Source organism: Mesorhizobium sp. B4-1-3 (genome assembly GCF_006439355.1).
In the GTDB taxonomy this organism is placed as follows: Bacteria; Pseudomonadota; Alphaproteobacteria; order Rhizobiales; family Rhizobiaceae; genus Mesorhizobium.
Genome location: NZ_VFTG01000026.1, coordinates 17,396 through 36,673, shown reverse-complemented (window position 1 = coordinate 36,673; position 19,278 = coordinate 17,396). Strand labels below are relative to the sequence as shown.

The 19,278-nt window shown below is 63.6% G+C and carries 17 protein-coding genes and 1 tRNA gene; 9 read left to right on the top strand and 9 right to left on the bottom strand.

Annotated features, from left to right (window positions below; translation table 11 throughout):
- Positions 1–24: 24 nt before the first annotated feature.
- Both FJW06_RS24630 and FJW06_RS24625 read right to left on the bottom strand, forming a co-directional pair.
- Entirely contained in the window at positions 25–1,638 is a 1,614-nt protein-coding gene (locus FJW06_RS24630) for a DHA2 family efflux MFS transporter permease subunit (protein WP_140755402.1), read from the bottom strand.
- A 118-nt stretch (positions 1,639–1,756) separates the two neighbouring features.
- Positions 1,757–2,950, bottom strand: coding sequence for an HlyD family secretion protein (locus tag FJW06_RS24625; protein WP_140755401.1), 1,194 nt, complete (start codon positions 2,948–2,950; stop codon positions 1,757–1,759).
- Positions 2,951–3,076: 126 nt separating this feature from the next.
- On the opposite strand from FJW06_RS24625, the gene FJW06_RS24620 reads away from it, so the two are divergent.
- Both FJW06_RS24620 and FJW06_RS24615 read left to right on the top strand, forming a co-directional pair.
- Positions 3,077–3,775 (top strand): TetR/AcrR family transcriptional regulator, encoded by a 699-nt coding sequence (locus FJW06_RS24620; protein ID WP_140755399.1) that lies wholly within the window; start codon positions 3,077–3,079, stop codon positions 3,773–3,775.
- A 208-nt stretch (positions 3,776–3,983) separates the two neighbouring features.
- Positions 3,984–6,419 (top strand): DNA translocase FtsK, encoded by a 2,436-nt coding sequence (locus FJW06_RS24615; protein WP_181178544.1) that lies wholly within the window; start codon positions 3,984–3,986, stop codon positions 6,417–6,419.
- 177 nt (positions 6,420–6,596) lie between these two features.
- Here the strand turns inward: FJW06_RS24615 and yihA are convergent, their stop codons facing one another.
- From yihA to FJW06_RS24600, 3 genes are all read right to left on the bottom strand, one after another.
- Entirely contained in the window at positions 6,597–7,265 is a 669-nt protein-coding gene (yihA, locus tag FJW06_RS24610; RefSeq protein ID WP_140755395.1) for a ribosome biogenesis GTP-binding protein YihA/YsxC, read from the bottom strand.
- Positions 7,266–7,279: 14 nt separating this feature from the next.
- The gene (locus FJW06_RS24605; RefSeq protein ID WP_140755393.1) at positions 7,280–7,918 is read right to left on the bottom strand and encodes a CatB-related O-acetyltransferase; all 639 of its coding nucleotides are present in this window, start codon (positions 7,916–7,918) and stop codon (positions 7,280–7,282) included.
- Positions 7,919–7,992: 74 nt separating this feature from the next.
- The gene (locus FJW06_RS24600; RefSeq protein WP_140755391.1) at positions 7,993–8,307 is read right to left on the bottom strand and encodes a hypothetical protein; all 315 of its coding nucleotides are present in this window, start codon (positions 8,305–8,307) and stop codon (positions 7,993–7,995) included.
- A gap of 167 nt (positions 8,308–8,474) precedes the next feature.
- On the opposite strand from FJW06_RS24600, the gene FJW06_RS24595 reads away from it, so the two are divergent.
- From FJW06_RS24595 to FJW06_RS24580, 4 genes are all read left to right on the top strand, one after another.
- Complete coding sequence (locus FJW06_RS24595; protein WP_140755389.1) at positions 8,475–8,939, top strand: MarR family transcriptional regulator; 465 nt, start codon at positions 8,475–8,477, stop codon at positions 8,937–8,939.
- Positions 8,932–10,224, top strand: coding sequence for an HlyD family secretion protein (locus FJW06_RS24590; protein ID WP_140755387.1), 1,293 nt, complete (start codon positions 8,932–8,934; stop codon positions 10,222–10,224). Before FJW06_RS24595 ends, FJW06_RS24590 begins: the two co-directional genes overlap by 8 nt.
- On the top strand, positions 10,221–11,765 hold the full coding sequence (locus FJW06_RS24585) for a DHA2 family efflux MFS transporter permease subunit (protein ID WP_140755385.1): 1,545 nt from the start codon (positions 10,221–10,223) through the stop codon (positions 11,763–11,765). The genes FJW06_RS24590 and FJW06_RS24585 overlap by 4 nt, the downstream gene beginning before the upstream one ends.
- A 545-nt stretch (positions 11,766–12,310) precedes the next feature.
- Positions 12,311–13,237, top strand: coding sequence for a transposase (locus FJW06_RS24580; RefSeq protein WP_246674822.1), 927 nt, complete (start codon positions 12,311–12,313; stop codon positions 13,235–13,237).
- A 241-nt stretch (positions 13,238–13,478) separates the two neighbouring features.
- Here FJW06_RS24580 and yidC read toward each other — a convergent pair whose 3' ends face one another.
- Genes yidC through rpmH form a run of 3 tightly spaced genes read right to left on the bottom strand, consistent with a single transcriptional unit; the run spans position 13,479 to position 15,811 of the window.
- Complete coding sequence (yidC, locus tag FJW06_RS24575) at positions 13,479–15,293, bottom strand: membrane protein insertase YidC (protein WP_140755381.1); 1,815 nt, start codon at positions 15,291–15,293, stop codon at positions 13,479–13,481.
- Between the two features lie 13 nt (positions 15,294–15,306).
- Positions 15,307–15,660 carry a ribonuclease P protein component gene (rnpA, locus tag FJW06_RS24570; RefSeq protein ID WP_140755379.1) on the bottom strand — a complete coding sequence of 118 codons (354 nt, stop codon included), beginning with the start codon at positions 15,658–15,660 and terminating at the stop codon, positions 15,307–15,309.
- 16 nt (positions 15,661–15,676) lie between these two features.
- Positions 15,677–15,811 carry a 50S ribosomal protein L34 gene (gene rpmH, locus FJW06_RS24565; RefSeq protein WP_008833937.1) on the bottom strand — a complete coding sequence of 45 codons (135 nt, stop codon included), beginning with the start codon at positions 15,809–15,811 and terminating at the stop codon, positions 15,677–15,679.
- 256 nt (positions 15,812–16,067) lie between these two features.
- Between rpmH and FJW06_RS24560 the strand changes: the two genes are divergently transcribed.
- Together FJW06_RS24560 and FJW06_RS24555 are read left to right on the top strand one after the other, a co-directional pair.
- Complete coding sequence (locus FJW06_RS24560; protein ID WP_140755377.1) at positions 16,068–17,561, top strand: HAMP domain-containing sensor histidine kinase; 1,494 nt, start codon at positions 16,068–16,070, stop codon at positions 17,559–17,561.
- Between the two features lie 279 nt (positions 17,562–17,840).
- Positions 17,841–17,917, top strand: a tRNA-Arg gene (locus FJW06_RS24555).
- 36 nt (positions 17,918–17,953) lie between these two features.
- On the opposite strand, the gene FJW06_RS24550 is transcribed toward FJW06_RS24555, so the two are convergent.
- Positions 17,954–18,466 carry a hypothetical protein gene (locus FJW06_RS24550; protein WP_140755375.1) on the bottom strand — a complete coding sequence of 171 codons (513 nt, stop codon included), beginning with the start codon at positions 18,464–18,466 and terminating at the stop codon, positions 17,954–17,956.
- Positions 18,467–18,676: 210 nt separating this feature from the next.
- On the opposite strand from FJW06_RS24550, the gene FJW06_RS24545 reads away from it, so the two are divergent.
- Positions 18,677–18,931, top strand: coding sequence for a helix-turn-helix transcriptional regulator (locus FJW06_RS24545; protein WP_140755373.1), 255 nt, complete (start codon positions 18,677–18,679; stop codon positions 18,929–18,931).
- Positions 18,932–19,278 lie beyond the last annotated feature (347 nt).

Genomic DNA, 19,278 nt, shown 5'->3' with positions numbered 1-19,278 from the left:
AAGCCAGGCGGGGGTTCCGGCTCCTCAATGGCCTCCGCCGCCACCGCCGCGCTGCTGCGCCGGCTTGTTGATGAACAGCACTAAAAATCCGAGCGAGGCGAACAGCACGGTCAGCATCATGAACACGTCCATGAAGGACAAAAGCGCCGCCTGTTGGTGAGCCATGCCGGACAGTTTCGAGATCGCGGCGCTCGTGGCGTCGAGGCCGGCGGTCTGCTCGAAGGTCAGCGTCATGTTCTGCAGCTTGGTTTGCGCGGCCTGGCTGCCCCACTGCACATCCTCGGAAAGCCGCGCATAGTGAAAGGCGTTGCGGTCGATCAGCACCGTGTTGATGAGCGCGAGTCCGACGGCGCCGCCAAGGTTGCGGGTCAGGTTGAATAGCCCGGACGCATTCTTCATGCGCTCCGGCGGCAGGGTGCCGAGCGCGATGTTGTTGATCGGCACCATGCACAGCATCATCGAGCAGCCGCGCAGGATCTGCGGGATCAAGAGCTCGTAGAAATCCCAGTCGGCGGTGAGATGCGTCATCCACCAGGTGCCGGTGGCGAAGCCGACGAAGCCGATCATCATCATCAGCCGGAGGTCGATCTTGTTCGACAGGACGCCGGCGACGGGCGCGGTGAAGAACATCGCCAGGCCGCTGACGAACAGCGCTTCGCCGATCATCATCGAATCGTAGCCGCGGATACGGCCGAGGAACACCGGATAGAGATAGGTGAGCCCGTAAAGGCCGATGCCGACGACGAAGGAGAACAGCGAGCCGAAGGCGAAGTTGACGTTGCTGAAGGCCCTCAGGTCGACGATCGGCTCCTCGGCGGTGAAGACGCGCCAGAAGAAGATGATGCCGCCGATGGTCATGATGATGGCGCAGGCAAAGACGGCCGGCTCCTGCAGCCAGTCGTGGTTCGGACCTTCCTCCAGCACATATTCCATGCAGCCGAGGAAAGCGGCCATTCCGATCAGGCCCCACCAGTCGAACTTGGAGAACAGTTTCAGGTTGGGCTTGTCGAAGTCGATCAGCGCCCACGCCGCCGTCGCCACCAGGATGCCGGGCACGACATTGATCAGGAACAGCCAGTGCCAGGACATCGCATGGCTGATATAGCCGCCCACCGTCGGGCCGATCGTCGGCGCCAGCGTCGCCACCAGGCCTATCATCGGCGAGACGACGGCGCGCTTGGAGGGCGGGAAGATGGTGAAGGCGGCTGCGAAGACGCTCGGGATCATGCCGCCGCCGATGAAACCCTGGATGGCGCGGTAGACGATCATCTGGTCGATATTGGTGGCGGTGGCGGCGAGCGCGCTGGCCGCGGTGAAGCCGGCCGCCGCGGTGGTGAACAAAACGCGCGTCGACAGCATGCGGCTGAGGAAACCCGACAGCGGGATCATCACCACCTCGGCGATCAGGTAGGCGGTCTGCACCCACGGGATCTCGTCGGAGCTGGCGCTGAGGCCCGCCTGGATCTCCGACAGCGAGGCCGAGACGATCTGGATGTCGAGGATCGCCATGAACATGCCGAACACCATCGCCAGGAAGGCGACGACGCGGCGCACAGGCATATGGTCCGCGGGCAGGGCCGGCGCGGCGGCGACCGGACGTCCAGGCACTGCTCCTGCGGTTATGGTTGCGGTTGCCATGTCATGGCCTCCCTAGGCAATTCTCAAGGACAGGCGCGTGGCGGTCCCGGATTGCGTCGAAATGGATAAAGCAGGCTGGGCGGCTCGGCGTTTGATCGGCCACCGAACCGCCCCCCGATCAGTTGGTCGTCGAGGCCGGCGCGGTGCGGCTGTCGACCGCGACGACGACGCTGAGGCCCGCGCGGAGCTTGCCGGTCTTCAAGACCTCGGCCGGCACGTCGATGCGCACGGGCACGCGCTGCACCACCTTGGTAAAGTTGCCGGTGGCGTTTTCCGGCGGCAGCAGCGAGAACACCGCGCCCGAAGCCGGCGCCAGCGAGGAGACCGTGCCTTCGAAGGTCTGCCCGTCGATCGCGTCGACGGTGATGCGGACCTTTTCGCCGGGCACCATGCGGCCGAGCTGCGTCTCCTTGAAGTTGCCGACGATGTAGAGCTTGTCCATGGGCACGACGACGGCGAGCTTCTGTCCGGGGCTGACGAGATCGCCCTGCTCGACCGAGCGGTTGCCGACGACGCCGTCATAGGGCGCTTTCAGCACGGTGAAGGAGAGGTCGCGCAAGGCTTTGTCGCGGGTGAGCTGCAGCGAGGCGAGCGTCGAAGCCGACTCCGCGCGCTGCGCTTCCAGCACGCCGATATTGGCCTGCGCCGCCGCGATCTGCGCGTCGGCGCCGACAAGGGCGGCCTTGGCCTGGTCCAGCGCGGTCTGCGCGTCGTCGAGCTGCGCCTGGGTGCCGACATGGGTCTTGACCAGCTGCGCCGCGCGATCCTGAGCGCGCGCCGCATTGTCGGCGGCGGCCTGGTCCGCGATCTTCTGCGCCTGGGCCTGCGACAGCGAAGCCTGCGCTGCCTTGGTCTGAGCATCGATGCGGTCGAGCGTCTTCGCCAAGGTGGCGATCTGCGCCTCGGCCTGGGCGACCGCGATCTTGTAGTCGCCATTGTCGATGACGAACAGCGGATCGCCGGCCTTGACCTGCTGGTTCTCGCTTACCAGCACCTTGTCGATGTAGCCGGATATTTTCGGCGACACGAACGACATATCCGCCTGGACATACGCGTCGTCGGTAGAGATCATGAACCGACCGTCGGTCCAATAGTTATACCCGTACCAGGAGCCGGCGCCGAGCAGGGCAAGGCCGATGATCGGCAAAAGGAAAGAACGGACAGAGCGCCTTTTCTTGGCCGGGGCTTCAGCCACGGGTGCCGCAACGGGAGCGGCGGGCTGGACGGGAACTTCCGGCGCTTCGGTCGACGGCTGGACCTTGGCGTTGGGAAACGTGCGGACTTCTGCGGTGGCGGGCGCGTTCGAGGACATAGGGATCTCTCTGGAGTCAGACTGAACCGTTCGGTTCGAATTGGTGATTGACATAGCGCGGTAAGAGGACCATATCAAGAGGAAATCGAACCGAGTGGTTCGAAATATTTTCAAGGAATGGCTTCCATGGTCGAAACGACAGCCGATAGCGATCTGCTCGACTTACGCAAGGGTCGTCCGGCGGCAGGGCAGGATCCGATCAAGCGTGCCCAGATCATCGAAGGCGCCCGCCGCGTCTTCATAGACAAGGGCTTCGAGGCCGCCTCGATGAACGACATCACGCGCGAGGCCGGCGTCTCCAAGGGCACGATCTATGTCTATTTCGAAAACAAGGAAGAGCTGTTCGAGGCGCTTATCGAGGAAGAGCGCGGCACCATCTTCAAGAACCTGTATGAGGTGCTCGATCATTTCGAGGACCTGCGCAACACGCTGGTGAAGTTCGGCATGGGGCTCTCCGCCAAGATCACCTCGGCCAAGGTTATCCAGGCGCAGCGCACCGTCGTCGGCGCCGCCGACCGGATTCCCGAGCTTGGCGCGCGTTTTTACGAGCGCGGCCCTAAGCGCGGCCACGACAAGGTCATGATCTTTCTCAACGAAGCTGTCGAACGCGGCCTGCTCGAGATCGACGATGTCGACCTCGCCGCCTACCAGTTCACCGAGCTCTGTCTCGCCGGGCTGTTCCGCCAGTGCATCTTTTCCTACCGCACCAAGGCGCCGACCCACGCCGAGATCGAGCGTGTCGTGACGTCCGGCGTCGATGTGTTCCTCAAGGCCTATGCCACGGAAAAATTCCGCGCCGACGAACGGGCTTCGAAATCGGCCTGAGCGCTTCGCTCGGAAAAGCCTGAAACGCCGCGGCGGGGCTGGAAAATCGGCCGCCGCGACCGTCCGCCACGATGCCGTGAAAAGCCGCTTCGCCGATCCTTTTCAAACGTCGATTGGCCTCGTCCGGCAGGCTTTCGGAAGGACCTGTTAACCATCGCTTTCTATGTCTCGGGAGACGTTCAATCGGCGAGTCTCGAGAATGACATCCATGCGTTTTCCCCGTGCCAATCTTCCCGGCGCTTCCGCCTATCAAGGCCAAGACGATGACCGTCCGGAAGATGTCGGGCGCGGTGGCCGGGGCTCGCAGGCGGGGCAGGTGGTCCCTTTGCGCGCCGCGCCGGCAAGCGAATCGGACGCCGCTCGCAACGCATCGCTCGATTCGGCCAATGGCGGCGAGTTCAGCCGTCCGGCATGGCAGGACTATTTCTTCCTCGCGCCCAATGTGCGGTTCACCCGCACACCGGACACCGACCTCAGGCGGACCGCCCCACAGGAGGATGCCGCGCAGGCCAAGGCGCCCGCGGCTGAGCCCGTCCGGCCCGCGCCGCCGGCTCCGCCGCCGGCCGCTCCGGTCCGGAAAAGTGCCGCCGCTGCGCCGATGCAAGCCAGGCCGCTCCGCGCACCGTCCACTATTGCCCCTGTAGCGGTCCCGGCTGCGCCGGCCGCGCCGCCCCAGGCTGCGGCGGCAAGGCCGCGTCCGAGCGGCCTGCGCTGGTCCTATCTGTCCGATCATGCCTTCTTCGAATTCGGCATGCCCTTTCTTGCCGAGCGCCTGGCGCGGACGCGCCTGAACGAGGCGGGGCAGGCGCCGGCCGTTCCGGCGCAGCCATTGGTGCAGCCGATACCGGCGCATCGTCCGGCGGCCCAGCCAAGTCAGACCCATGCCCCCTTCATGAGCGAAGCGACGTCGCTTTACCGGGTCATCGAATGGCGCTCCGACGCGCCCAACCGTGACCCTGCTCCGACGCCGGCCCTCGCGGCCGTCGAACCGACGTCTGTCGATCCCGTCCCGGTTTCGGCGCCCGTGAGCGCAAGGTCGGTCAGGCAGGCGCCTTCGCTGCCCATGGCCGGTGAGGTCGCGCCGCTGCCCACGATGGCGGGCTACGAGCTTCCCTCCGAGGATCTTCTGCAGATGCCGCCGGAAGGCCAGGGCTTCTACATGTCGCAGGAGCGGATGGAGCAGAATGCCGACCTGCTCGAAAGCGTGCTGGAAGATTTCGGCGTCAAGGGCGAGATCATCCATGTCCGCCCCGGCCCGGTCGTCACGCTCTACGAGTTCGAGCCGGCGCCGGGTGTGAAATCCAGCCGCGTCATCGGTCTGGCCGACGACATCGCCCGCTCGATGTCGGCCATCTCGGCGCGCGTTGCAGTAGTCCCGGGCCGCAATGTCATCGGCATCGAGCTGCCCAACGAGACGCGCGAGACGGTCTATTTCCGCGAGCTGATCGGATCGGCCGGCTTTCGCAACACCTCCTGCAAGCTGGCGCTCGGCCTCGGCAAGACGATCGGCGGCGAACCGGTCATCGCCGAGCTCGCCAAGATGCCGCATCTGCTGGTCGCCGGCACCACCGGTTCCGGCAAGTCGGTCGCCATCAACACCATGATCCTGTCGCTGCTCTACCGGATGAAGCCGGAGGAATGCAGGCTGATCATGGTCGATCCCAAGATGCTGGAACTCTCGGTCTATGACGGCATCCCGCATCTGCTGACGCCGGTCGTCACCGACCCGAAGAAGGCGGTGACCGCTCTGAAATGGGCGGTGCGCGAGATGGAGGACCGCTACCGCAAGATGGCGCGCCTCGGCGTGCGCAACATCGACGGCTACAACCAGCGCGCTGCCGGCGCCCGCGACAAGGGCGAGGTCGTGACCATGCAGGTGCAGACGGGCTTCGAGAAGGGCACCGGCGAGCCGCTGTTCGTGGAGCGCGCGATCGACCTCGCGCCCATGCCCTATATCGTCATCATCGTCGACGAGATGGCCGACCTGATGATGGTGGCCGGCAAGGAGATCGAAGGCGCCATCCAGCGACTGGCACAGATGGCGCGCGCCGCCGGCATCCATCTGATCATGGCGACGCAACGCCCCTCCGTCGACGTCATCACCGGCACGATCAAGGCCAATTTCCCGACCCGCATCTCCTTCCAGGTGACGTCGAAGATCGACAGCCGCACCATCCTCGGCGAGCAGGGCGCCGAGCAGCTGCTCGGCCAGGGCGACATGCTGCACATGGCCGGCGGTGGGCGCATTTCGCGCGTGCACGGCCCCTTCGTGTCCGACCTGGAGGTCGAGCACGTCGTGGCGCATCTCAAGGCGCAGGGGCGTCCCGAATATCTCGACACCGTCACCGCCGAGGAGGAAGAGGCCGAGGAAGCGGCCGATACCGGTCCGGTCTTCGACAAGAGCGCGATCGCAGAGGAGGATGGCGACGCCCTCTATGAGGAAGCCGTCAAGGTGGTCAAGCGCGACAAGAAATGCTCGACCTCCTACATCCAGCGCCGCCTCGGCGTCGGTTACAACCGCGCCGCCTCGCTGGTCGAGCGCATGGAGAAGGAAGGCCTGGTCGGCGCCCCCAACCATGTCGGCAAGCGCGAAATCCTCACCGGCCGGCGCGATCGCGAGCCGGAACGCGACGAGATGGACTGAGCGGGGCGCGCAGCCCCCTTATCCGGCCACTTCGCGGCCATCTTCTCCCCGTGGGGAGAAGAGACTGACGCCAGCGCCGGCAATCTCCTCTCCTCTTGGGGAGGGGTCAGCCGAGTGAAGCGGAGACTGGGAGGGGAGCGCCATACGCGGCTGGCTCTCTCCTAGGCGACAACTGCTTCAGCCGCCATTCGCCACCAGGGCGATGGCCGCACGCAATTCATCCAGCCCCGCGGCTTTCTCGGACGAGGTGGCCAGCACCGCCGGGAACGCCGCCGGCCGCTTCTTGATCTTGGCCAGCGTCTCCTCGATCAGCCTCGGCACGCCGGCGGCCTTGATCTTGTCGGTCTTGGTCAGCACCACCTGGTAGGACACCGCCGCCTTGTCGAGCAGGGTCAGCACTTCCTCGTCCTTGGCCTTGATGCCGTGGCGGGCGTCGATCAGCACATAGACGCGCTTAAGCGTCACGCGGCCCTGCAGATATTCGTAGATGAGCTTCGTCCACTCATCGACCTTGTCCTTCGGCGCGCTGGCGTAGCCGTAGCCCGGCATGTCGACCAGCGCCATCGGCGGCAGGTCGGCGCCCTCGCCGGAGAAGCCGTCGGGCACGAAATAATTGAGCTCCTGCGTGCGTCCCGGCGTGTTCGAGGTGCGCGCCAGGCCCTTGTGCCCGACCAGCGCGTTGATCAGCGACGACTTGCCGACATTGGAACGGCCGGCGAAGGCGATCTCGGGCGGGCCTTCCGGCGGCAGGAACTTCATCGACGGCACGCCGCGGATGAAGACCCAGCCGCGGGTGAACAGCTCCGGGCTGATCGCCGTTTCGTTCGTGCTCTTGCCGTTTGTCATTTTTTCGGGCGCGTTCAAACCGCTGCCTCCAGCCTGGAAATATCGGCGCCGCGGATGGCGTTGAGGTTGCGGCTGATCTTGTCGACCGGCCAGTCCCACCAGGCAGCCTTCAAAAGCCGCCGCACCGTGAATTCGTCGAAGCGCATCTTCACTATCCTTGCCGGATTGCCGGCGACGATCGCATAAGGCGGCATGTCGTGCGTGACAACCGATTTCGCCGCCACGATGGCGCCATTGCCTATCCTGACCCCCGGCATGATCACCGCATCCATGCCGATCCACACATCATTTTCGACGATGGTGTCGCCGCGGATCTCCTTCGACCAGGTCTCAGGATCGAAACCTTCCTCCCAGCCATGGCCGAAGATGTTGAACGGATAGGTCGAGAAGCCGGACATGGCGTGGTTGGCGCCGTTCATGATGAAGCGCGCGCCTTCCGCGATGGCGCAGAACTTGCCGATCACCAGCCGGTCGCCGATGAAGTCGTAGTGATGCAGCACGCATTTCTCGACGAATTTGTCGGGACCGTCGGGGTCGTCGAAATAAGTGAAGTCGCCGATCTCGATGTTGGGCGACGTCACCAGCCCCTTCAGGAAGCCGACGCGCGGATGCATCGCGATCGGATGCTTGATATTGGGATTGGGCCCGGTCATCGCCGTCCCTCCGTGGCTAAAGGCGCAGTCAACGTCCGATCAAACTAACGTGATCCGGCCGCGGCACCAACCGTTCAATGGTTGCCGCGGCAGATCACGATCGGATTGGAAAGGGCGCTGTCGAAGCCGCTGCCCTGATAGACCTGGACGTTCGCCGCCCCGGGAGGCAGCGAGAAGCTCCCTTCAACGATTTTCTGCTCGCCCGCCGTCGTGTGCAGAGCCCAGCTGAACGTGCAGAATTGCGGCGGCGCCTTGGGTTGCACGTGGCTGCAATTGAGCTGCGCGCCCCCAAGCATCGCCGCTCCGCCGCAGCTCACCGCGTCCTTCGCGGCGGCTGGAAAAGCGTATCCCATGAGCAGCGCCAGCATGGCGATCTTGAGCCGGTTCATCGTCTTGTCCTTGCCCTAACCCCAAGCCGTCGGGCCGGGTTCTGGCCTATGCAATATTTTTACCAAGCGCCTTAGTCGGTCTTGCGCTCCGCGTCCAGCAGGATTATGTGCATGATGATAATAAGCATGCTCACGAAAGTTTGTCCGCCGACTCCGAAGTCCCTCCCATGTCCACCTCGCCCAATATCAGCTTCGTGCTGCACGATGTCGCGCGCCTGCTCAGGAAGCGTTTCGAGCAGCGGTCGCGCGCCTTCGGGCTGACCCGCGCGCAATGGCAGGTGCTGGCCTATCTTTCGGCGCATGAGGGCGTCCACCAGAACAAGCTGGCCGACCTCATCGAGATCATGCCGATCACGCTCGCAAGGTTGCTCGACAAGATGGAGGCGGGCGGCTTCATCGAGCGCCGGCCCGATCCGGCCGACCGCCGGGCTTGGCTTATCTATCTGACCCCGAACGCGCATCCGCTGATCGAAGTGATGCGCGGCAACGGCCGGAAGACGCGTGACGAGGCCTTTGCCGGTCTGTCCGCGGATGCGCAGCAGCAGCTGCTGCAAACCCTTTGCCTGATCAAATCCAATCTGCTCGAGGCCTGCGCCCAGCCGGCCGTCGACCGGGAGAAAGTCCATGTCTGAAGGAACCTTACCCAGAAAGCCCGCCGACGAAAATGCCGGCGAAAGAGCAAGCGACCAGGTCATTCACCTGGACAGCCAGCGCGAGCAAAGGCGCGGCAATAATCCGCCTGTTGTCGAAGACGACGAGCTGGAAACCCCCGTGGCGCCGGAGCCGGCGACGCTGGAGGCGCCATCGGCCCAGCCGAAACCGGCGGCCGTCACTGTGGCTCCGCCCGCTCCCGCCAAGCCGCGCCGCAGCCTGACGCGGCCGGTCCTGTTTGCGCTGCTGCCCGTCGCGCTGGTGGCCGGCGGCTACTACTACGTCGTTGGCGGCCAGGTCATGACCACCGACAACGCCTATATCCAGGCGCAGTCGCTCGGCGTTTCCACCGATGTCTCCGGCACCGTGCAGGAGATCGACGTGCACGACAACCAGGCGGTGAAGAAGGGCGACGTGCTCTTCCGGTTGCGGCCTGCCTCCTTCGAGACCGCGCTCGCGGGCGCCAAGGCGCAGCTCGGCACGGTGCGCAACCAGGTGCTGACGCTGCAGGCGAGCTACCAGCAGTCGCTGGCGTCGATCGACCAGGCCGAGGCTGACATTCCCTATTACGAGTCGGCCTTCCAGCGTCAGCAAGACCTGCTCAAGACCTCGACCGCTTCCAAGGCGACCTTCGACAGCGCCCAGCACGATCTCATCGCGGCCCGCCAGAAGGTCACCGTCGCCAAGGCGCAGGCTCAGGCGATGCTTGCCCAGCTCGGCGGCGACGCCAGCCAGCCGGTCGAGCAAAACCCGTTCTACCTGCAGGCCCAGTCGGCGGTGGACGACGCCCAGCGCAACCTCAACGACTCCGTCGTCAGGGCGCCGTTCGACGGCATCGTCACCAATGTCGACTCACTCCAGGTCGGTAAGTACCTGCCGGCGTCGCAGCCGGCCTTCAGCCTGGTGTCGTCGACCGACATCTGGATCGCGGCCGAGCCCAAGGAAACCGAGCTCACCTATGTGCGCCCCGATCAGAAGGCGACGATCAGCATCGACGCCTATCCGGGCGAGGTCTGGCACGGCACGGTCGGCTCGATCAGCCCTGCCTCCTCGTCCAGTTTCTCGCTGCTGCCGGCGCAGAACACCAGCGGCAACTGGGTCAAGGTCGTGCAGCGCATCCCGATGCGGGTGACGATCGACGATACGAACGGCAAGCCGCCGCTGCGCGGCGGTATGAGCGCGGTCGTCAGCATCGACACCGGCCATGCCCGCGGCCTGCCGGATTTCGTCACCGACCTCCTCAAGCGTTTCGGACAAAAGTCATGACAACGGCTTCCGCGACAGGCGCGCCCGTGGTCGCCAATCGCGGCGCCATCACCGCTTGCGTGATCCTGGCGGTCATCATGCAGGCGCTGGACACCACCATCGCCAATGTGGCGCTGCCTTATATCCAGGGCAGTGTCTCGGCGAGCGCCGACCAGATCAATTGGGTGCTTACCTCCTACATTGTCGCGGCCGCGGTGATGACGCCCCCGTCCGGCTATCTCGCCAACCGCTTCGGCCGCAAGCGCATCCTTTTGGTGGCGATCACCGGCTTCGTCGTCGCCTCGGTGCTGTGCGGCTTCGCGCAGTCGCTGCCGCAGATCGTCGGCTTCCGCCTGCTGCAGGGCCTGTTCGGTGCCGCACTCGTGCCGCTGTCGCAGTCGATCCTGCTCGACATTTACAGCGTCGAGGAGCGCGGCTCGGCCATGGCGCTGTTCGGCGTCTCGGTCATGGTCGGCCCGGTGCTCGGCCCGGTCATCGGCGGCTGGCTGACCGAGAACGTCTCCTGGCGCTGGGTCTTCTACATCAACGTGCCGATCGGCGCGCTGGCCTTTTTCGGCGTCTCGATGTTCGTCCAGGAAACCAAACTCGATCTCAAGGCCAGGCTCGACTGGCTGGGTTTCGGCATGCTCAGCGTCGCCATCGCCTCGCTGCAGATGTTCCTTGATCGCGGCGAGCAGCTCAACTGGTTCTCCTCGGCCGAGATCATCGTCGAGGCGCTGGTCTGCGCGTCGGCCTTCTACATCTTCATCGTCCATACCTTCACCGCGCGCGACACTTTCGTGAACCCGCGACTGTTCCTCGACCGCAATTTCTCCGTCGGCATGATCTTCATCTTCATCATAGGCATCACCTATCTCGCCTCGCTGGCGCTGATGACGCCCTATCTGCAGACGCTGATGGGTTACCCTGTGGTGACGGCCGGCATCGTCATGGGGCCGCGCGGCCTCGGCACCATGGCCTGCATGTTCCTGGTCGGCCGCCTGGTCGGCAAGGTCGACACGCGCTGGCTGCTGTTCATCGGCCTCGCCATCACCGCCTGGGCGATGTACGACATGACCGGCTGGACGCCGGACGTCTCGCAATGGACGATCATCAGCACCGGCTTCATCCAGGGCGCCGGCCTTGGCTTCCTGTTCGTGCCGCTCACCACCATCACCTTCGCCACGCTGGCCCCGGAACGGCGCTCGGAAGGCACCGGCCTCTACAATCTGTCGCGCAACATCGGCTCCAGCGTCGGCATCTCGGTGGTCACCGCGCTTTTGACGCAGAACCAGCAGATCAACCACGCCAATATCGCCACCTATGTGACGCCCTACAATCCGGCCTTCAGCGACCCGGCGATCTCGCAGGCGCTGAGCCCTTACACCGCCGCCGGCCGCGCCGCGCTCGACGGCCTCGTCACGCTGCAGGCGACGATCATCTCCTATGTCGACGACTTCAAGCTGATGATGATCCTGTCGCTCGCCGCCATCCCACTGGTGCTTTTGCTGCGCAAGCCCGGCACGCCGGCCAAGATCGATCACAGCGCCGTCTTGGAGTGACGTTTCTCGGAGGTTTTCAGGAAACGACCGGGGTCCCTTCGCGGGGACCCGGTCTGCCGGGCAGCCTCCCAAACACCCGGCGTCTTGCGCCGGAAGCCGCCCGGTCTTTCGGGAGGACGGGAATGATACGAAGCGGCGCTGCTCGGGGTTTCAGGAACTCCTGATATTTGCCGAAATTATTCCCAGCTCGCGGTGCATCGAGAGCAATCACGTATGGATTTATCGGCGAACGCCAACGCAAAGCAGCCGATCAAGGCATGCCGGCTATCTGGACGCGGAAGCTGTACGCGATCGCCTTGCCCGAATGGTACCGACGTTGGAGATTGGCCGAAATCCCGTGACGTCGTCATCCTCGGGCTGACCCGAGGATCCTGTGTGTTTGTTCTGGTGTATGGTTGAGGTGGGAAGGAGGCCGAGTGGATCCTGGTCGTCCTTTCGGACAGGCCGTGGCATGGCCCGGTCCCTTCCCACCGGTGAACCATCAACCTGAACAGTTGCACGGGGCTGTTCCAAGCAGACCCCGCACCACAGGAAGAGGCGTGGATATGATAGCCCAGAACTATGTCGGCTGCGACATCTCCAAGCAGTGGCTCGACTTTTTTGATGAGACAAGCGGTCGTCTTCGGCGCATCGACAATCAGGCCGACGCCATCGCGGCCTATGTGGCGGGCCTTGATCCCAGCCGGGACTTCGTCGTCATGGAGGCGACAGGCGTCCATGACCGGCTTCTGCGCCATGCGCTGGCCAAGGCCGGCGTGCCGTTCTCGCGGCATAACCCGGCGCACACCCACCACTATTCGAAGTCGACGAGACGGCGGGCCAAGACCGATCCTCTCGACGCCAGGATGCTGAGCGACTACGGCCGTCGCTATCACCCGGAAGCCGAGCCGGCGCCGCGCGAAGAAGTCGAGCAGCTTCAATCGCTTGCCGGCCACCGCGATCACCTGGTCAATATGCGGGCAACGGCCAAGAAACACCTCGCCGAGGCCTTCGAGGAGATCGTCATTGCCGACCTGGAAGAGACAATCGCCTACCTCGACACGCGCATCAAGGCGCTCGAGAGCCGGATTGCCGAGGTCATTCGTCGAAACCAGGATGTCTCTCGCGACCATGCGCTGATGGTCTCCGTGCCCGGTGTCTCCAAGGTCGGCGCGCTCTCTTTGCTGGCGCTCCTGCCCGAGCTCGGCCAGCGCTCACCCAAGGCGATCGCAGCACTCGTCGGCCTTGCCCCATTCGACAACAAGAGCGGCAAGCTCAACCGCAGGAGCCAGATCCAGGGCGGGCGATCACGGGTGCGCCGCGCCCTCTATATGGCAGCCCTCACGGCCATTAGAACCTGTGAGCGCTTCAAGACCTTCTACACCGCACTTGCTGCCCGCTCCGGCTCCAAGAAACTCGCTATCATCGCCGTCGCAAGAAAGCTCCTGGTCGTCCTCAACGCCATCATGCGCGACAAAACCGCATTCGTGTGAACACAGTTGCCATTCCGTGACCTCTGCCGCGGAGTGTGGCAGTGCAGAATCCGTAACCGTTGCAATGCCTTGGCGTAAGGGCATGGATTCCAGGGTCTTCACGACGGAGCTTCGCTCCTTGCTCCGCCCGTGGAATAGCGACCGAGCTATCGTCTCGGCAAATCGCAAAGGTCGGGAGACAACAAAAAACCCCGGACAAACCATGCCGGGGTTTTTCGTTTTAGAAGTTCAGGCGCACCTTCTATTCCGCCGGTGACGGTTTCTTGCGGAACATCGCCGCGAGATTGTCCCACAATTCGATCTTGGCGCCCTGGCGCTTCATGATGACGCCCTGCTGCAGGATCGACAGCGTGTTGTTCCAGGCCCAGTAGATGACGAGGCCGGCCGGGAAGGAGCCCATCATGAAGGTGAAGATCACCGGCATCCAGGTGAAGATCGCCGCCTGCGTCGGGTCCGGCGGCGCCGGGTTCATGCGCATCTGCAGGAACATGGTGATGCCCATCACCACCGCCCAGGCGCCCATATGCGGCAGGAAGGCGGGCGCCGCGAACGGCAGCAGGCCGAACAGGTTGAAGATCGAGGTCGGATCCGGCGCCGCGAGGTCGTGGATCCAGCCGAAGAATGGCGCATGTCGCATCTCGATGGTGATGTAGAGCACCTTGTAGAGCGAGAAGAAGACCGGGATCTGCAGCGCCACCGGCCAGCAGCCGGCCAGCGGATTGATCTTCTCGGTCTTGTAGAGCTCCATCATCGCCTGTTGCTGCTTCATCTTGTCGTCCGCGTATTTCTCGCGGATCTCCAGCATCTTCGGCTGCACCTTCTTCATGTTCGCCATCGAGGCATAGGACTTGTTGGCGAGCGGGAAGAAGATGGCCTTGACGATGACGGTGGTGGCGAGGATCGCCAGCCCGAAATTGCCGAAGAATTTGTAGAGCGTGTCGATGAGCCAGAACATCGGCTTGGTGATGAAATAGAACCAGCCCCAGTCGATCAACAGGTTGAACTGGCGAATGTGACGGTCAGCCTCATAAGCGTTGATCTTGGCGACTTCCTTGGCGCCGGCGAAAATCTCGGTCTCGACAGTCGCGGACTGGCCGGCATCGACATTGATTGCGTCAGTCAGGAAGTCTGATTGATAACGATGGCGCCCGTCCTCGAAAAAGGCGTAGCGCGGCTGGAAGGGCTGCTTCTCGGTCGGCACCAGCGTCACGGCCCAGTATTTGTCGGTGATGCCGAGCCAGCCGTCGGTCGACTTGCCGGGCTTGACTTCCTTGTCTTTTTCGATCGCCGAATATTTGTACTCCGATAGCCCCTCGGCGCCGGTGACGCCGATCAGCCCCTCATGCAGCACATAGGTGCTGGCGACCGCCGGCTTGTCGTAGCGCGTGACCCGGCCATAATTGAACAGGCTGACGGCGGCGCTGCCTGAATTCTGCACCGTGTCGGAAACGGTGAACATGTAGTCGTTGTCGACCGAGATGGTGCGCTTGAAGGTGAGACCCTTGTCGTTGGTGTAAGTCAGCGTCACCGGCGTCGACGGGGTCAGCGTCGGATTGCCCTCGACGCTCCACACCGTGTCCGAGCTTGGCACCGCGCCTGTCTTGTCGGTGCCGACGAAGCCGATCTCGGCGAAGTAGCCGGTGGGCAGCGCCTGCGGGTTGAGCAACTCGATCTCGGGCGAATTCTTGTCGACCGTCTCGGTGTAGTGCTTGAGCTTCAGGTCGTCGAGGCGCGCGCCGGTCAGGTTGATCGAACCTTCGAGGCTGGGCGTGTCGATCTTGACGCGCTTGGTCGCGGCGATGGCCTGGTCACGGCCGGCCGCCGCCGCCGTGTCGCCGCCGGGCGCGCTGGGAATGGCGCCTGGCGTCTGAGCCGTCGGCGCCGCGCCCGGATTGGTTCCTTGCGCTTCCTTCTTCTGCGCCTCGACACGCTGCTGCTCGATGCGGGCCTGCTCGCGCTGCTGCTCCATGCGCGGGTTCATGTAGAACACCTGCCAGAGCGTCAGGATCAGCACCGACAGCGCGATGGTGATGAAGAAATTGCGGTTGTTTTCCATCGAAAGCCCTGGCCTATCGTGTTCCGCGCAGCCGGCGGGAAAGCTCGGCCTTCAACTGGCCGAAGGGAATGGCAAGCACGTCTTCACGCCCGACGATGACATAGTCATTGCCGGGCGCCATGTCATCGGCGGCATGAACGCGCACGGCTTCCCTCAGCCGCCGCCGGACGCGGTTGCGCACCACGGCGTTGCCGACCTTCTTGGTGACGGTGTAGCCGACGCGCGGCGCAAGGTCATCGCCGCGGTCGAGAACTTCAACGAGAAAAAGCCGCCCGCGGCGTTTCTCGCCGCCGCGCACAGCCAGGAAATCCGCGCGTTTCAGAAGCCGCCCGGGAGTTTTCCCCTGTGGCTTGCCTAGTGCGGGCAACGATCTCGTCTTCCGTTCAGGCGCTGAGCCGCTTGCGGCCGCGGTTGCGGCGGGCAGCAACGACGCCACGGCCACCCTTGGTGGCCATGCGGGCACGGAAACCATGCCGGCGCTTACGGACGAGCTTGGACGGTTGGTATGTACGCTTCATTTGTTTTAATACCGCGGGGTGCGGCCCTTCTTGATTCTGTCACTCTGTAACAGGAGCTTTGCCGGGCCGGCTTAGGCGCGATCGAAACCGCGCCGGGACGAATGGCCCGAGCGTGAGCGGGCTTATAGAAAGAAGGTTTTTGGAAGTCAATCCGGCGTGGTTGCGAGGCGTTTTTTCGCTGGACCAAGGTTGAAATTGGCAAAAAAGCCGCAAATCGCATAATCTGGGCCGATCAAGGCTTCGTGAAGACCACGTCATGACGAGTGAAGCTCTGTCCACCGATGAAAAGGCACAGCCGGCTGCGGCAAATTCGTCGCGCCGCGTGCCGCTTTCGCGCGGCCTGTCGACCAAGCTTCTCTTCCTCACCATCGCCTTCGTGCTCTTGGCCGAAGTCCTGATCTTCCTGCCCTGGATCGCCAGCTACCGGGTCAACTGGCTGAAGGAGCGCTTGAGCACCGCCGCCGCCGTGTCGATCGTGCTCTTGCAGGGCGAGCCCAACGCGCTGTCGCACAACGCCCAGAACGACGTACTGATGGCGATCGGCGCCAAGGCGATCGCCGTACGCGACGGCGGGGTCTCGCGACTGCTCGTCGTTTCCGACATGCCGCCCCAGGTCGACGAGCATATCGACATCGCCGATGTCGGCCTGGTCAACGGCATGACCGGCGCGCTCGACACTTTGTTCTTCGGCGGCAAGCGCATGCTGCGCGTCTTCGGCCCGGTCGGCGACAGCGACAAGGAATTCGAGCTGATCATGCCGGATTACCGCCTGCGCGACGCCATGCTCAGATACTCCCGCAATGTCGCCGTCGTCTCGCTGCTCATCTCGCTCTTCACCGCCATGCTGGTCTATGCGGCGATTGACCTGATCATGATCGGGCCGATCCGCACCATGACGCGTTCGATCCTGGCCTTCTCAGAGGCGCCTGACGATCCCGGGCGCGTCATATCGCCGACGGATCGCGCGGACGAGATCGGCGTAGCCGAGCGCGAGCTGGCGCAGATGCAGGACCGGCTGCAGAAGATGCTGTCGGAGCAGAAGCATCTGGCGGATCTCGGCCTGGCCGTCTCCAAGATCAACCACGACATGCGCAACATCCTGGCGTCGGCGCAGCTGATGTCGGATCGCCTGCGCCAGGTGAAGGACCCGACCGTGCAGTCCTTCGCCCCGAAGCTCCTGCGCGCGCTCGACCGCGCCGTCGCCTATTCCGAAGGCGTGCTTCACTATGGCCGCACGCAGGAGCCGGCGCCGTCCCGCCGCCGTGTGCGGCTCCGCCAGCTGGTCGATGACGTGCACGGCCTGCTCGACATCGAGGAAGGCATCGAGTTCATCAATGGCGTCGAGCATGCCTTCGAGGTGGACGCCGATTCCGACCAGCTCTTCCGGGTGCTCAGCAATCTCTGCCGCAACGCGGTGCAGGCGATGGCCGCCGACACCGAGAGCGCGGTGGTGCGACGGCTGGCGGTCGCGGCCGAGCGCCATGGCAGCGTCAGCCGCATCACCGTCACCGACACCGGCCCAGGCCTGCCGCCCAAGGCGCGCGAGAATCTCTTCGCCGCCTTCCGCGGCTCGGCGCGCAGCGGCGGCACCGGCCTCGGCCTGGCGATCGCGCATGAATTGATCCGCGCCCATGGCGGCACGGTCGAGCTGGTCGAATCGATCGGCGGCCGCACCGTCTTCGCCGTCACCATTCCCGACCAGCCGGTGCGGCTCGACCAGGCGCGCAACGGCCTGCGCCGCCCCGCTTGAGGTGTGCCGATATTCAGGTGATGCCGGCCTGCGAACGGCGGCTTCCTGTGCTTCCGGTGCTCACCTATTTAAGTACGCTCCGCTCCGGTTCTCGGAAGCCACCATTCTCGGCTCGGCCTGACCTGAATCTCGACACACCTCGACATCGTTGAAACACCTGCGACAAAACTTTTGCCGGATCGGCTTGCTTTTCGCAAATTCAGTCGTTAGGGAACACTCCACATCGCGGCCGGTCGTCTCGACCGGATCGCGGGTCTTGTGTCAAACACGGCCTGTTGCGCGCCCGTAGCTCAGCTGGATAGAGCACCAGACTACGAATCTGGGGGTCAGGAGTTCGAATCTCTTCGGGCGCGCCATTCCATCCAATTGATTTTCCTGCGCTTTTCGACCCATCATGCGGACCGGCGCCGGCTTGATCCTCGGAATTCAGCCGGTATTTCAGCCGGTTTTGGAAAAACGGATGTTTCCGCGAACGGTGTCGCATTCTGGCGTGCGTGTCCCGAAGCCTCTTCCGTCCCCACAGCCTCCACGAGTTGGATTGCCTGCTTAAGGTGCCTCGCTACATCAGCGCGGGTCGTGGAACGGCCCAACTCATGTGGCGGCAAACCGCCCGCAATGGCTTTCAAATCTCGCAGAACGGAAGCGAGGTGTGGCCAAGGGAAATCGGTCGGATCGTCGATATCCCGGTCCGCCCCGACGATCACCTCCAGCTTGGCCACCACGCCAGCTAGGGACAGCGCTGCTACCTCTGGGAGCGCATCCTGAAATTTGAGCGCCTCGGTCGTGGCTAGAACTTCGGCGTCCTGAGCGACAGCGTATTGGCGGACGCCGTCCGGTGCGACGACTGGCGTGGGCTGCCTAGTGAATTGGCCCGGGGCCAATACCTGAATTCCGGTATTGCTCATGATTCTCGACTCCAACCGCTGCTGCGCCCTGCAAAGTACCCGGGAGGCATGTCGGGCACGACACCATGCGGCCCACAGAACCATTGCAGGGTCGTGCTTTGTTGCTGCTGATGGCGCCATCCTGAATTCCTCCAATTCGACACGCGAAGTCGTATCTGAATTTAAGATAACTGGAAATCAGATATAACTGAAGCCCTCATCTGGAACCGGATGAGGCAATCTGTGGTCAAAACGCTCGGAACGCAGCGTCACAAATCGTTGATCGCCATGCTGATTGAAAGGCGTGAGGCTAGTGGGCTGACTCAGACCGAGCTCGCCGCGAGGCTAGGCGAATATCAGTCGTTTGTAGCCCGCCTCGAAAGCGGCCAACGCCGCGTCGACGTAGTCGAATTCATCGATCTGGCGAAAATCCTGGGATTTGACCCTTCTGCAGCAATCAAAAGATTGGCAGCAGAACCAAACTGAATCGTAGCTAAGACCGTCCGAGCCGCTCGCGAACGCGCCATTCAACAGCGCTGTAGCGAGCGAGCGGCGGCTTTGCGCTCCATTTCAGTCATTTCGGGTTCGGCCTAGTGCGCCAAAATCGGACATGGCTAGGCAGCGAACTGATATCCGTCAATTTGCTTCAAATGTCGGTCAGATAAGTTTCAAACGATCTCACTCTTTGGACCCGTGGTCAGTTCTCGCACTGCGGATATGCGTCTCACAGCTGCAATGAAATCCGCTATCAACGCTGTGGGTTCGCCGCGGTGGCGATGCCATCGTGCACTCGCACCTCCTCGGGGAGGCGCTTGCAAAACTGTTCGTGGAGC

What these genes read in the sequence shown, in the direction of transcription:
- FJW06_RS24630 (WP_140755402.1), bottom strand. Translation starts at nt 1,638, where the DNA reads ATGGCAACCGCAACCATAACCGCAGGAGCAGTGCCTGGACGTCCGGTC.
- FJW06_RS24625 (WP_140755401.1), bottom strand. Translation starts at nt 2,950, where the DNA reads ATGTCCTCGAACGCGCCCGCCACCGCAGAAGTCCGCACGTTTCCCAAC.
- FJW06_RS24620 (WP_140755399.1), top strand. Translation starts at nt 3,077, where the DNA reads ATGGTCGAAACGACAGCCGATAGCGATCTGCTCGACTTACGCAAGGGT.
- FJW06_RS24615 (WP_181178544.1), top strand. Translation starts at nt 3,984, where the DNA reads ATGCGTTTTCCCCGTGCCAATCTTCCCGGCGCTTCCGCCTATCAAGGC.
- yihA (WP_140755395.1), bottom strand. Translation starts at nt 7,265, where the DNA reads ATGACAAACGGCAAGAGCACGAACGAAACGGCGATCAGCCCGGAGCTG.
- FJW06_RS24605 (WP_140755393.1), bottom strand. Translation starts at nt 7,918, where the DNA reads ATGACCGGGCCCAATCCCAATATCAAGCATCCGATCGCGATGCATCCG.
- FJW06_RS24600 (WP_140755391.1), bottom strand. Translation starts at nt 8,307, where the DNA reads ATGAACCGGCTCAAGATCGCCATGCTGGCGCTGCTCATGGGATACGCT.
- FJW06_RS24595 (WP_140755389.1), top strand. Translation starts at nt 8,475, where the DNA reads ATGTCCACCTCGCCCAATATCAGCTTCGTGCTGCACGATGTCGCGCGC.
- FJW06_RS24590 (WP_140755387.1), top strand. Translation starts at nt 8,932, where the DNA reads ATGTCTGAAGGAACCTTACCCAGAAAGCCCGCCGACGAAAATGCCGGC.
- FJW06_RS24585 (WP_140755385.1), top strand. Translation starts at nt 10,221, where the DNA reads ATGACAACGGCTTCCGCGACAGGCGCGCCCGTGGTCGCCAATCGCGGC.
- FJW06_RS24580 (WP_246674822.1), top strand. Translation starts at nt 12,311, where the DNA reads ATGATAGCCCAGAACTATGTCGGCTGCGACATCTCCAAGCAGTGGCTC.
- yidC (WP_140755381.1), bottom strand. Translation starts at nt 15,293, where the DNA reads ATGGAAAACAACCGCAATTTCTTCATCACCATCGCGCTGTCGGTGCTG.
- rpmH (WP_008833937.1), bottom strand. Translation starts at nt 15,811, where the DNA reads ATGAAGCGTACATACCAACCGTCCAAGCTCGTCCGTAAGCGCCGGCAT.
- FJW06_RS24560 (WP_140755377.1), top strand. Translation starts at nt 16,068, where the DNA reads ATGACGAGTGAAGCTCTGTCCACCGATGAAAAGGCACAGCCGGCTGCG.
- FJW06_RS24550 (WP_140755375.1), bottom strand. Translation starts at nt 18,466, where the DNA reads ATGAGCAATACCGGAATTCAGGTATTGGCCCCGGGCCAATTCACTAGG.
- FJW06_RS24545 (WP_140755373.1), top strand. Translation starts at nt 18,677, where the DNA reads ATGAGGCAATCTGTGGTCAAAACGCTCGGAACGCAGCGTCACAAATCG.